This is a genomic window from Variovorax sp. 10L421, from assembly GCF_056395365.1.
In genome coordinates this window covers 170,664-183,039 of record NZ_JBFTJJ010000003.1, presented here as the reverse complement: position 1 = coordinate 183,039, position 12,376 = coordinate 170,664, and the positions used below count along the sequence as shown (strand labels likewise).

The following is a 12,376-nucleotide window of genomic DNA, read 5'->3' as shown; positions in this document are numbered from 1 at the left end:
ATCACTTCAGCGTTACACCATGTGACACAACTTGCTTCGAGATGCTACCGGAGTGACAAATTTGTCATGCCCCGCACCCCTCGCGGTCAGAAAGTCAGCACCCCATCCGCCTTCAACCAGCGAATATCCCGCTGCGCCAACCCCGCCACCTGCTCGACCGCCAGCGCCTCGATCTGGCTCATGATCTCGTCCGTCTCCGCCGGCTTGGTGTGCGTGATGTAGATCGGGTATTGCTTCCCCGGCTCGATGTGCGTCAGCTCATCGGCCAGCACCGCAGGCGACAGATGCAGGCTGCGCTCGGCCAGCGCCTGTTCTCGGCTGCTGAAGGCCGTTTCAATCACCAGCATCGCCACGTCGATCGCATTCACGCGCTCCCAGAACGGCGCGTTGCGCTCCGTGTCGCCGCTGAAGACCCAGTGGGCGCCGCCTTCGGCCCGCCGCACGGCAAAGCCGCAGGCCGGCACCGTATGAACCGCCGGCAGCACCTCGACGAGCTTGGGCTCGCGGCTCCCCAGGTGCAGCATCTGCCCCACCGCGATGTCGTGAAAGCTCACGAAGGGCGCCTCGGCGCTGGGAATGCTCTCGAAATTCGGCCAGATGACGTTGTTGAACACGTGCGTGCGCAGCGCCTCGATGGTGGCGCGCAGCGCATGCACGCGCAGGGGCCGGATGCGGCGGCTGCCGACGGCGTCGAGCATCAGCGGCAGGGCGGCGATGTGGTCGAGGTGGCTGTGCGTGAGCACGACGTCGTCGATGCGGGCCATCTCTTCGAGCGTAAGGTCGCCGACACCGGTGCCCGCATCGACGAGCAGGTCCGTGTCGACCAGGAACGAGGTGGTGCGGCAGTCTTTGGCGATGGCGCCCGAGCAACCCAGCACACGAACCTGCATTGTGAGAGACCCCTCGTATGTGTCTGCCGTCATTTGGTTTCGAACCGGGTTGCACCGTCCCAATCAGGGTCCTGCGGGCGCAACGCCATTGAGGCTAAACGCTGGGCGTAGAGCTGGTAAAGGACTTTTTTTGCGTCCGCGGCGAGCAGGGGAGCCAGCAAGTTTCGGCCCACCGCCCAGTCCTGCCGGCGGTAAGCCGCGAGCACTTCGCTCCAGCGGTCGAGCAACTGCTGAGTCTCTTTCGCCGCTTCGGGCGTGTGCGCGGCCAGGGGCGTAAAAACGGCAACGGCTTGTGCCTTGCCTTTGACGAGCACGCTGTCGAGCTCTTGCCAGATGTAGCCGGGCGCCAGCTCGCGGGTGGCGCCGCTGGCGACGATTTCCATTCCGTAGTGCCCACTCAGGCCCTCGAGGCGGGATGCGAGGTTGACCGCATCGCCGACCACGGTATAGCTGCGGCGCGCGGTGGAGCCCATGTCGCCCACGCTCATCACGCCGCTGTTGATGCCGATGCCCACGCTGATCTCGGGGCGGCCGCTGGCGCGGTGGATGCGGTTGATGTCGTGCACGGCATCGGCCATGTCGAGCGCGGCGCGCACGGCGAGGGTGGCGTGGTCGGGCGTGTCGATGGGCGCGCCCCAGAAGGCCATGACGCAGTCGCCCATGTACTTGTCGACGGTGCCGCGGTGGGCGCTGATGACGTTGGTGAGCCGGCTGAAGACGGTGTTGAGAAAGGCCTGCAGCTCGGCCGGGGCCATCTGCTCCGACAGGCGGGTGAAGTCGCGCATGTCGCAGAACATGACGGTCATGGGCTTGCTCTCGGCGCGCATGCTGTAGCGGTCGGGGTGCGCCATCATTTCGTTGACGAGCTGGGGCGGCACGTAGGTGCCGAAAAGCCGTACCAGGCCGCGCCGCGCGCGCGATTCGACGAGGTAGCCCCAGCTCATGTTGAGCGCGAAGGCAAGCGCCGTCATGGCCAGGGCCGACGCCAGCGGCAGCACGAGGCCGTGGCTCGCGTACAGCCAGGTGTTGAGGCCGATCAGCACGGCGATCGCCCCCGCGGCCAGCAACACGGCGCGCGGCGCCGGCAGCAGCGACAGCCCGAAGGCCAGCACGAGCCCCGTCACGGCGACCATTAGCGTCTCGTAGCCCGAGGCGTAGTCGGGCACGCTGAGCAGCCGTTGGTCGAGCAGGCCGGAGACGATGTTGGCATGCACTTCCACGCCCGGAAATGCGGCCTCGACCGGCGTGGCGCGCAGGTCTTGCAGGCCTGGGGCGGTGGCGCCCACGAGCACGATCTTGCCCTTCAGTTCGCCCGGCCCGAGCCGGCCCTCGAGCACGTCGGCGGCGGACACATAGCGGAACGACCCGCCGCCGGCACCGCCGGGGCCGCGGAACGGCACCTGCATGCTGCCCGTTGCGTCGACCGGTATGCGCAGGGGGCCCACTCGCAGCGATTCGAGCTGCGGCTTGGCGCCGCCGGGCGCAAAGGCGGGCTGCACGGGCGGCAATCCGTTTGCGAGGCGGTAGACCGCGAGCGCGAGCGATTCGTAGTAGCCCGGCTGCGCCTTGTCGCCCTCGTAGCGGGCGATGAGCGGCACGCTGCGAATGACGCCGTCGCCGGTGGCGCCAACCAGCGTGTTCAGGAATCCCGCAATGGGCGCGGCCTGCGCCAGCGCCGGCAGGCTGGCTCCGAAGCCATTCCAGTTGGTGGCGTAAATGCCGCGCGGGGGGAACGCCCCCTCCGGCAACGAGGGGGCAGGAGGCAGCTGTCCCTTGGCGCTCGGCGTCTCGGTCCGCGTGAAGTAGTAGCCCAGCGCCACGCGCTGGCCTTCGAGCGCCGCGGCGAGCGTGGCATCGTGATCGAGCGAGGGTGCAAGCCGCTCGACCTCGGCGGCCAGGCCCGGCATGCCGCCCAGCGGCCCGCTGGCGATTTCCCGCAGCCTGTCGAGGCCGGAGCTGCGGTCCGGTTCGAGGAACATGACGTCGAAACCGAGCACGGCCGCCTGCTGCCGGGCCATCAGTTCCGTGGTGAGACGGGCGATCTTGTCGCGCGCCCAGGGCCACTGCCCCTGGCGTGCCAGGCTGGCGTCGTCGACGTCGACGATCACGACGCGCGCATCGAACGTGCCCGGCATGGTGGCACGCAGGCGGATGTCGTAGATCAGCCGATCAAGGCGTTCGAGTGCGCTCAGCTGCCACGCGCCGGTGGCATGCGCCAGCGCCAACAGCACCGGCAGCAACGTGATGGCGATGCGCGGCCAGTGCCGTCGAAGCCCTCTCACGGCGCTGCACTCGTATGGGCTTTGCCGCAACAGGCCGGAAGAAAAAGCGGCTCAGATGCGCACGAACTGCATGCGTGTGGCACCGCCGAGCTCGAGCACGTCATGCTCCTGCAGCGCGACCGCCTCGGCCCCCAGTTGCTGGCCGTTGAGCATGACGCGTCCTTCGACACCCGCGGCCACGTAGCCCGTGCGCCGGCGCGTGACCACCGCCACCGCGACACCGGGCTTGCCGATGGTGGTGACGACCTTCTGCAGCGCGACGTCCTGCCCCTCGTTGGCGCCGGAGAGCACGCGCAGCACCGGAACGCCGAGTTCGACCAGCGCGCCCGATTCCGTGGGTGCCGACGACAGGGGCATGTTCCCCGACAGGAACTCGGCCGATGCGGTGCGGACCGAGCTGGCGCTGACGGCCAGGTTGCTGCGCGCGCGGAAATGGATGCGGCAGCCGCCGACCTCGACGACATCGTTGTCCTTGAGCGCCTGCTTCTGGATGGCGAGCGCATTGACGTAGGTGCCGTTGGTGCTGTTGAGATCTTCAATTTCGACTTCGCCACCGCTCATGTGCAGCACGGCGTGTTCGCCGCTGACCGCCAGATTGTCGATCACGATGTCGTTGTAGGCACGGCGTCCCAGTGTCGTGCGCTCCTTGGCAAGCGCCACTTGCCCGATGACAACGCCATCGACCGAAATGATCATCCTCGGCATTGCCGCCCCCCGGTATCCAAAGCTTGAAAGACGACAAGCGCATCGGCGTGATGCCGCCGGAGCCTGCCACCTGGCCGTGCGAGGCGCCTATGCAACGCTCGCGCTGGCCAGGACAACAGAGATGTTGTCCCGTCCGCCATTCTCGTTGGCAATTTCAACCAAAAGTGATGCTTTTTTCTGAAGCCCGACATCGTGTCCTAGAAGCGTGAAAAGCTGCTCGTCCGAAACCATCTCGCTGAGCCCGTCGGAGCAGAGCATATAGAGATCGCCCGGTCTTGCGCTGTGTTCGTGCATTTCCAGCAAGACCTGGGCCTCCACGCCCACGGCGCGGGTCACCAGGTTGCGCGTGGGCGAATTCAGGGCTTCCTCGGCGGTGATGGCGCCGGCGTCGAGCTGCTGCTGGCGCAGCGAGTGATCACGCGTGAGCAGTTCCAGCTTGTTGTTGCGCACGCGGTAGCACCGCGAGTCGCCGATGTGGCCGACCACCACGCGCTGCGGCCGGAATGCCGCCAGCACCAGGGTCGTTCCCATGCCCTGCAGTTCGGGGTTGGTCGTGCCGGCATGCAGGATTGAGCCGTTGGCCTCGTCCGTGGCTGCCTGCAGCGCCCGCCGGACCACGCGGGCAGGCGCCTGCATCCCGGCCTGGGCGAACCAGCGGCCGAAGCTGGCGTGCATCAGGGAGACGGCCATCGCGCTGGCCACTTCGCCGCCCTTGTAGCCGCCCATGCCGTCGGCCAGCAAGGCCAGCCCGAGGGCGGGGTCCACGTGCACGGCGTCCTCGTTATGGGCGCGCGTTCGCCCGACGTCGGTCAGGGAGGCGAATTCCCAGGTCAGCGCGGGGCGAGTGGAGAACATGGAAACGCCGACACTCGCCATGGTTTGTCAGTACTGACTTCTTGAAAACTCAATGAGCAGCGGCACGTGCGCGCCGTTGCAGCAAGCGGCCGCCAGCCACGACGAACACCGCACCGGCAGCAGCAGCCGCGTAGTGCAACCAGGGATTGGCCGCCAGCGTGTCGCGCAGGATCGCGTCTTGCACGATGGTTTCGCCGCCGACCCAGCCGATCAGCGCAGCACCCAGCATGACGATGATCGGGAAGCGTTCCATGAGCTTGATCATGAGCGTGCTGCCGAAAATCACCAAGGGAATGCTGATCGCCAGGCCGAGGACCAGCAGCACCATGCTGCCCTGCGCGGCGGCAGCGACGGCAATCACGTTGTCCAGGCTCATCACCAGGTCGGCCAGCAGGATGGTGCGCACCGCGGCCATCATGCTGCCGTATTCCTTGGACTCGCCCTCGCCCTCGTCTTCCTCGCTCAGCAGCTGCAGGCCGATCCACAGCAGCAGCAGGCCGCCGATGATCTGCAGGTAAGGCAGGGCGAGCAGCTTGGCTGCCACCACCGTGAGCACGATACGCAGCACCACGGCCGCGCCCGAGCCGAAGAGCACGGCCTTTTTCTGCTGCGCCGGCGGCAACGACCGCGCCGCCATGGCGATCACCACCGCGTTGTCCCCCGACAGGATGATGTTGATCCAGACGATCTTGAGCAGACCCAGCCAGAAATCGGTGCTTTGAAGAATTTCCATGTCTCTGATCCCACTGTGTTTTATTGAAAAAAGCGCCCGCAATCGAGTGCGGGCGCTTTTCTGTTTCTGCGTGGTCCTCTCATGACCCGGCTCTGCGGCCGGTGTCGCGGGGCCGTCTCTTAGAGCTGCGCCTTGAGCAGCTTGGCCAGTTCCGAGAAGTTGCGCGTCACGGTGAAGCCGCATTCTTCCATGATGGCCAGCTTGGCATCAGCCGTGTCGGCGCCGCCCGAGATCAGCGCGCCGGCGTGGCCCATGCGCTTGCCGGGAGGGGCGGTGACACCGGCGATGAAGCCGACGACCGGCTTCTTCATGTGTTCCTTGCACCAGCGGGCTGCGTCAGCTTCGTCGGGGCCGCCGATTTCGCCGATCATGATGACCGCGTCGGTGTCCGGATCGTCGTTGAAGGCCTTCATCACGTCGATGTGCTTCAGGCCGTTGATCGGGTCGCCGCCGATGCCGACTGCCGACGATTGGCCCAGGCCGATTTCCGTCAGTTGCGCCACGGCTTCGTACGTCAGCGTGCCCGAACGGGAGACCACGCCGATGCGGCCCTTGCGGTGGATGTGGCCGGGCATGATGCCGATCTTGATTTCGTCGGGCGTGATCAGGCCGGGGCAGTTCGGGCCCAGCAGCAGCGTCTTCTTGCCGCCGGCCGCTTCCTTGGCCTTCATCTTGTTGCGCACTTCGAGCATGTCGCGAACGGGAATGCCTTCGGTGATGCAGATCGCCAGGTCCAGGTCGGCCTCGACGGCTTCCCAGATGGCGGCCGCGGCGCCTGCCGGCGGCACGTAGATCACCGAAACGGTGGCGCCGGTCTGCGAAGCAGCTTCCTTCACCGAACCGAAGATCGGGATGTTGAAGATCGACTCGCCGGCCTTCTTCGGGTTCACGCCCGCCACGAAGGCGTTCTTGCCGTTCGCGTATTCCTGGCACTTTTCGGTGTGGAACTGGCCGGTCTTGCCGGTGATGCCTTGCGTGATGACTTTGGTGTCTTTGTTGATGTAGATCGACATGACTTGTTCCTTAGGCCTTCTTGACTGCTGCCACGACCTTCTGGGCCGCTTCCGCCATGGTGTCGGCGCTGATGATCGGCAGGCCCGAATCGGCCAGCAGCTTCTTGCCTTCGACTTCGTTGGTGCCCTTCATGCGAACGACCAGCGGCACTTGCAGGTTCACGGCCTTGCAGGCTGCGATCACGCCGGTGGCGATGGTGTCGCACTTCATGATGCCGCCGAAGATGTTCACGAGGATGGCTTCCACGTTCTTGTTCTTCAGCATGATCTTGAAGGCTTCGGTGACCTTCTCGGGGGTGGCGCCGCCGCCCACGTCCAGGAAGTTGGCCGGCTCGCCGCCGAACAGCTTGATGGTGTCCATGGTGGCCATGGCCAGGCCGGCACCGTTCACCAGGCAGCCGATGTTGCCGTCGAGGCTGATGTAGGCGAGGTCGAACTTCGAGGCTTCCACTTCGGCCGCGTCTTCTTCGTCGAGGTCGCGCAGGGCCACGATTTCGGGGTGGCGGAACAGCGCATTGCTGTCGAAGTTGAACTTGGCGTCCAGCGCCATGACCTTGCCCTTGCTGTCACGGTTGAGCGGGTTGATCTCGACCAGCGAGGCGTCCGTCTCCATGTAGCAGGTGTAGAGCTTCTTGAGGATGTCGACCGTCTGGGCGGTCGAATCGGCGGGCATGCCGATGCCGTCGGCGATCTGCTTGGCCTGTTCGTCGGTCAGGCCCTTTTCGGGGTCTGCGAACACGGTGATGATCTTCTCGGGCGAGGAGTGGGCCACTTCCTCGATGTCCATGCCGCCTTCGCTCGAAGCGATGAAGGCCACCTTCTGGGTGGCGCGGTCGGTCACGGCCGAGACGTAGTATTCCTTGTTGATGTCGGCGCCGTCTTCGATGTAGAGGCGGCGGACCTTCTGGCCTTCGGGGCCGGTCTGGTGCGTCTTGAGCTGCATGCCGAGGATTTCGCCGGCGAGCTTCTTGACGTCTTCGATGGACTTGGCGACTTTGACGCCGCCGCCCTTGCCGCGGCCACCCGCGTGGATCTGGGCCTTGACGACCCAGACCGGGCCTCCAAGTTTCTGGGCGGCTTCGACAGCCTCCTGAACCGTATAGGCCGGGATGCCGCGCGGCACCGGCACGCCGAACTTGGCAAGGATTTCCTTGCCTTGGTACTCGTGAATCTTCATGAGGGATGTCTCTCGGAAGGAGGAGGTTGAGAACAGGAGATCTGGGGTCTGAGGCTTCGTTGGCTCTGTTGCTCGCGGGCGACGGCAGCCTGACGGCTGGGGGCGGCGAACAACCGCGGACTGTATCATGGTGCGCCGCACCAATACCGTACGCGGGTTTGCGGTCAATACGTACTTTCTTCTAGCCACCCGAGCACACTCCATCATGGCCAAGGTTTTCATCGACGGCGAAGCCGGTACCACCGGCCTGCAGATTCGCGAACGGCTCCAGGCGATGCCGCAGATCGAACTCGTGAGCATCGCGCCCGAGCTGCGAAAAGACGCCAATGCCAAGCGCGACCTGATGGCCGGCGTCGACCTGGTGGTGCTGTGCCTGCACGACGACGCGGCGCGCGAATCGGTCGCACTGATCGATCAGCTGCCCGGCAGGAAGCCCAAGATCATCGACGCCTCCACGGCGCACCGCATCGCCCCGGGTTGGGTGTTCGGCTTCCCCGAACTGGTGGAAGGCCACTGGCAGGCCGTGGCCAAGGCCGAGCGCGTCGGCAACCCGGGCTGCTACGCCACCGGCGCCATCGCCATGGTGCGTCCGCTGGTCGACGCGGGCCTGCTGCCCGCCGATTTCCCGATCTCGCTGCCATCGGTGAGCGGCTACTCGGGCGGCGGCCGGACCATGATCGAGGCTCATGAAAAGGGCGAAGCCCCGCTGTTCGAGACCTACGCGCTGGGCCTGAAGCACAAGCACATCCCCGAAATCATGACCTACACCGGCCTCACCCGCCGGCCGGTCTTCATCCCGTCGGTGGGCAACTTCAAGCAGGGCATGCTGGTGCAACTGCCGCTGCACCTCGACCTGCTCCCGGGCAAGCCGAAGGCCGGCGACCTGCAGGACGCGCTGGCCGCGCATTACGCGCGCAGCAACACGCCCGAAAAATTCGTGAAGGTGCTGCCGCCCACCGAGGACGGCAAGCTCGATGCGTTGGCGCTCAACGACACCAACGAGCTCGAGATCCGCGTGTTCCCGAACGAAGACCACCGCCATGCCGTGGTGATCGCCCGCCTCGACAACCTCGGCAAGGGCGCCAGCGGCGCCGCGGTGYAGAACCTGAAGCTGATGCTGGCGCTCTGAGCGCCGCGCTTCCTCGTCAGTTCACCAGCCAGAGTCCGACGCCCAGCAGCGCCGCGTGCGCGCCCAGCGCGATGTAGAGCGGCTTGCGCGAGGGTGTCGCCATGTCCTGCAGCGTCTCGCGGATGCGGCGCGTGAGCAAGGCACGCAGGGCCGGGTCCTGCGCAGCGCCCTCGCCCACCGGCGGCTCGCCATGCTCGGCGCGGCTTTGCTGCCACTCGGCGAGCATCTCGCTCAGCGGCAGCCGGTCGAGCACGAAGCTCACCACCGAACGCACCGCCCTGCCCTCGCCCAGCACCGGCGCGAGCTGCTTGCTCAAGGCATCGATCGACAGCCATTCGGCTGCGCGCTGCAGGGCGCCGTGGGCACGCGGCATCGCCTCGATGCGCCCGGCAATCGCGCCGCCGAGCCGCTGCGACACCGCCTCGCCACGCGCCGCGACCAGGTGCTGCATTGCACGCGCGCGGCCCTGCTGCACGCCGAGCATCGCGTAGACGGCCACGAACAGCAGCAGCAAAACGGCCACCAGCAGCGGCGGCGAGGTGACGAGCGCAAGGATGGCGCCAGCCCCACCGGCACGCGCCGCCGTGTTGCCCGGCCCGTGCAGTTGGCCCAGATAGAAGAAGAAAACGCCGCCGCCCAGAATCAGGCCGAGGAGACTGCCCTTGATCACGGAGCCGGCGAAGGAAAGGCCGGCCTTGGCGCCGGTGCGAACGAGAGACGGCTGGCCGATGGGCTCAGGTGACACGGAAAAGCTCCTCCAAAAGTGACGGCCGGTCCTTCTTGTGGGCTGCAGTGCGAGCTGCCGGCGCGCGGTGGATCATGCCATTGGCGCTCCACACCATAATCGCGCACCCATCTACACGAGGAGGATTCCATGGCCATCAAATTCCAGAAGCCGACCGCGGCATTCGTCGCCGCTTCCTGGGCCGCGCTGCTCATCGGCGCCATCGTCTACCTGATCGGGCTGTGGAACGCCTCCATGCAGCTCAACGAGAAGGGCTACTACTTCACCATCCTGATGTACGGCCTGTTCTCCGCCGTGTCGCTGCAGAAGACCGTGCGCGACCGCCTCGAAGGCACGACAGTGACCGGCATCTACTACGGCCTGTGCTGGATCTCGCTGCTGCTGTCGGTCGCCCTGCTCGCCGTCGGCCTGTTCAATGCCATGCTGGCTGCCAGCGAGAAGGGCTTCTATGCCATGGCATTCCTGCTGAGCCTGTTCGGTGCGGTCGCGGTGCAGAAGAATGTGCGCGACATCGCCGCGCACAAGAGCGAGACGCCCTCGCTCGACGAAGTGCCCGAAGCGAACTGATCCAGCCTGCCTCGGGACGATCGCGCAGCGTCATTCGCCGGCCTCATCGAAATCGCTCCTGAGCACCTTCGACACGACGGCACCTGAAAAGCCCCGCGCCATCAGGAACCGCATCTGCTTCGCCCGCTCCTTCGCATCGGCGGGCGGGGCGTCGAAGCGGCGCCGCCACAGGGCGGTGGCGCGCTCGACTTCGGTGTCTTGCAACCCGGCCACCGCCTCGGCAATGGCCTCGGGCGCGATGCCTTTGGCCTGCAGTTCCTGCTTGACGCGCAGCGCACCCGAGCGGGCGGCGCGCTGGTTGAGCACCGAGGCCACCACGCGCGGCTCGCTGATGAAGTCCTTTGCGGCCAGTTCGTCGAGCGCCTTCGCCAGCGTGCCGGGCTCTTCTTCATGCCTGGCCAGCTTGCGCTCCAGTTCCGCGCGCGAATGTTCGCGCTGGCTCAGCAGGCGCAGTGCGCGGCCTTTGAGGGACGGGGCGTTGAATGCCATGCGGGGGTCGCTCGCGCGGCCCCCGGGGAGCCGCGCCTGTACTTACTCGCCCTTGTCGGCCTTGTCCGCCTTCGCGGCCTTCTGCGGCTTCTCGGGCGTGGCGCCGGCATCGGCGGCCAGCAGCGGGATGCCCAGCGATTCGCGCACCTTGTTCTCGATCTCGCGCGACAGCTCGGGGTTCTCGCGCAGGAACTCGCGGGCGTTGTCTCGGCCCTGGCCGATCTTCTCGCCGTTGTAGGCGTACCAGGCGCCCGACTTGTCGACGATCTTGGCCGTGACGCCCATGTCGATGATCTCGCCCTCGCGGCTGATGCCCTCACCGAACAGGATGTCGAACTCGGCCGTCTTGAACGGCGGCGACACCTTGTTCTTCACCACCTTCACCTTGGTTTCGTTGCCGATGGCCTCGTCGCCCTTCTTGATGGTGCCGATGCGGCGGATGTCCAGGCGCACCGAGGCGTAGAACTTCAGCGCATTGCCGCCGGTGGTGGTTTCGGGCGAACCGAACATCACGCCGATCTTCATGCGGATCTGGTTGATGAAGATGACCATGCAGTTGGTCTTCTTGATGGTGGCGGTGAGCTTGCGCAGCGCCTGGCTCATCAGGCGGGCCTGCAGGCCGGGCAGCGAGTCGCCCATCTCGCCTTCGATTTCGGCCTTGGGCGTGAGCGCGGCGACGGAGTCGACCACGATCAGGTCAACAGCGCCCGAGCGCACCAGGGAGTCGACGATTTCGAGCGCCTGCTCGCCGGTGTCGGGCTGGCTGATGAGCAGGTCGGACAGGTTCACGCCGAGCTTCTGGGCGTATTGCACGTCGAGCGCGTGCTCGGCATCGACGAAGGCGCAGGTGCCGGCCTGCTTCTGCATGGCGGCGATGACCTGCAGCGTGAGCGTGGTCTTGCCCGACGATTCAGGGCCGTAGATCTCGATGACGCGGCCGCGCGGCAGGCCGCCGACGCCCAGCGCGATGTCCAGGCCCAGCGAACCGGTGGAGACCACCTGGATGTCTTCGAGCGCCTCGCCTTCGCCGAGCCGCATGATCGTGCCCTTGCCGAACTGCTTTTCGATCTGGGCCAGTGCGGCCTGGAGGGCCTTGGCCTTTTCACTGTTGGCGACCGAGATGCTTGCGCCCTTGACGACTGCGTCCATGTGGAAACTCCTTGAATATCAACGGTTTGTGTTGGGTTTCAATCCATCTGCTTTTAATTACAGGCTGGATGCTTGAACAGTAGTGTAGGGGTTCATTGACTCGAGTAAACCCATTTTTTGGTCAGTTTGCTTTACCATTTGGCGCCATGTCCGAAGCCGCGTTCCCGACCGATCCCGACGCCTGGCGCCAGACCCACCTGGGCCGCCTGCTGGGCCACGCGATGCGCCGCTTCGACGAGCGCGTGCTGGAGCTGATGGCACATGACGTCGGCGTGCCGCTGGCACTGTCGAACCTCGCGGCGCGCGCGCAGGTGAGTGCGGCACACATCCACATCACGCGCCATCTGGCACGCGAAGGCTCGCGCCTGACCGAACTGGCAGAGCGCGCCGGCATGACCAAGCAGGCCATGGGCGCGCTGGTCGACCAGTGCGAAGCCTGGGGGCTGGTGACGCGCGGGCCCGACCCGCTGGACGCGCGGGCGCGGCGCGTGCTGTTCACGGCCGACGGCCTGGCCTGGCTCGACGCCTTCCGCAGTGCGGTGACGCAGGCCGAAGGCGAGTTCCGCGCCAGCGTGGGAAACGACATTGCCACCGTGGTAACCATCGGACTCGAAGCCTATACGGCGGGCTAGACTCCTAGGC

At 66.2% G+C, this 12,376-nt stretch carries 13 protein-coding genes; 3 read left to right on the top strand and 10 right to left on the bottom strand.

From position 1 onward, the window contains the following. Positions 1-86: 86 nt before the first annotated feature. The 7 genes from AC1DFC_RS07150 to sucC all read right to left on the bottom strand — a co-directional run bounded on the left by AC1DFC_RS07150 (position 87) and on the right by sucC (position 7,655). Positions 87-890, bottom strand: a complete 804-nt coding sequence (locus AC1DFC_RS07150; protein ID WP_478178934.1) for a 3',5'-cyclic-nucleotide phosphodiesterase — start codon at positions 888-890, stop codon at positions 87-89. Positions 891-919: 29 nt separating this feature from the next. Beyond that, positions 920-3,172, bottom strand: coding sequence for a CHASE2 domain-containing protein (locus tag AC1DFC_RS07145; RefSeq protein WP_478178884.1), 2,253 nt, complete (start codon positions 3,170-3,172; stop codon positions 920-922). A 51-nt stretch (positions 3,173-3,223) separates the two neighbouring features. Further along, entirely contained in the window at positions 3,224-3,877 is a 654-nt protein-coding gene (locus tag AC1DFC_RS07140) for an FHA domain-containing protein (protein WP_007828715.1), read from the bottom strand. Positions 3,878-3,964: 87 nt separating this feature from the next. Continuing rightward, on the bottom strand, positions 3,965-4,753 hold the full coding sequence (locus tag AC1DFC_RS07135; protein ID WP_042672675.1) for a Stp1/IreP family PP2C-type Ser/Thr phosphatase: 789 nt from the start codon (positions 4,751-4,753) through the stop codon (positions 3,965-3,967). A gap of 28 nt (positions 4,754-4,781) precedes the next feature. Further along, entirely contained in the window at positions 4,782-5,465 is a 684-nt protein-coding gene (locus AC1DFC_RS07130; protein ID WP_007828712.1) for a TerC family protein, read from the bottom strand. A 119-nt stretch (positions 5,466-5,584) separates the two neighbouring features. Beyond that, positions 5,585-6,478 carry a succinate--CoA ligase subunit alpha gene (sucD, locus tag AC1DFC_RS07125; protein ID WP_007828710.1) on the bottom strand — a complete coding sequence of 298 codons (894 nt, stop codon included), beginning with the start codon at positions 6,476-6,478 and terminating at the stop codon, positions 5,585-5,587. A 10-nt stretch (positions 6,479-6,488) separates the two neighbouring features. Beyond that, positions 6,489-7,655 carry an ADP-forming succinate--CoA ligase subunit beta gene (gene sucC / locus AC1DFC_RS07120; protein ID WP_007828709.1) on the bottom strand — a complete coding sequence of 389 codons (1,167 nt, stop codon included), beginning with the start codon at positions 7,653-7,655 and terminating at the stop codon, positions 6,489-6,491. Between the two features lie 205 nt (positions 7,656-7,860). On the opposite strand from sucC, the gene argC reads away from it, so the two are divergent. After that, positions 7,861-8,784 (top strand): N-acetyl-gamma-glutamyl-phosphate reductase, encoded by a 924-nt coding sequence (gene argC / locus AC1DFC_RS07115; protein WP_478178883.1) that lies wholly within the window; start codon positions 7,861-7,863, stop codon positions 8,782-8,784. 16 nt (positions 8,785-8,800) lie between these two features. Here argC and AC1DFC_RS07110 read toward each other — a convergent pair whose 3' ends face one another. Next, entirely contained in the window at positions 8,801-9,529 is a 729-nt protein-coding gene (locus AC1DFC_RS07110) for a hypothetical protein (protein WP_478178882.1), read from the bottom strand. 129 nt (positions 9,530-9,658) lie between these two features. Here AC1DFC_RS07110 and yiaA point away from each other — a divergent pair, with 129 nt between their 5' ends. Beyond that, on the top strand, positions 9,659-10,096 hold the full coding sequence (gene yiaA / locus AC1DFC_RS07105; protein ID WP_478178881.1) for an inner membrane protein YiaA: 438 nt from the start codon (positions 9,659-9,661) through the stop codon (positions 10,094-10,096). Positions 10,097-10,126: 30 nt separating this feature from the next. Here the strand turns inward: yiaA and recX are convergent, their stop codons facing one another. Together recX and recA are read right to left on the bottom strand one after the other, a co-directional pair. Next, a complete protein-coding gene (recX, locus tag AC1DFC_RS07100; RefSeq protein WP_007828704.1) occupies positions 10,127-10,585 on the bottom strand; it encodes a recombination regulator RecX in 459 nt (152 codons plus the stop codon). A gap of 42 nt (positions 10,586-10,627) precedes the next feature. Next, positions 10,628-11,734, bottom strand: a complete 1,107-nt coding sequence (gene recA, locus AC1DFC_RS07095; protein ID WP_007828702.1) for a recombinase RecA — start codon at positions 11,732-11,734, stop codon at positions 10,628-10,630. Between the two features lie 146 nt (positions 11,735-11,880). On the opposite strand from recA, the gene AC1DFC_RS07090 reads away from it, so the two are divergent. After that, a complete protein-coding gene (locus AC1DFC_RS07090) occupies positions 11,881-12,366 on the top strand; it encodes a MarR family winged helix-turn-helix transcriptional regulator (protein WP_413332554.1) in 486 nt (161 codons plus the stop codon). Positions 12,367-12,376: the final 10 nt, after the last annotated feature.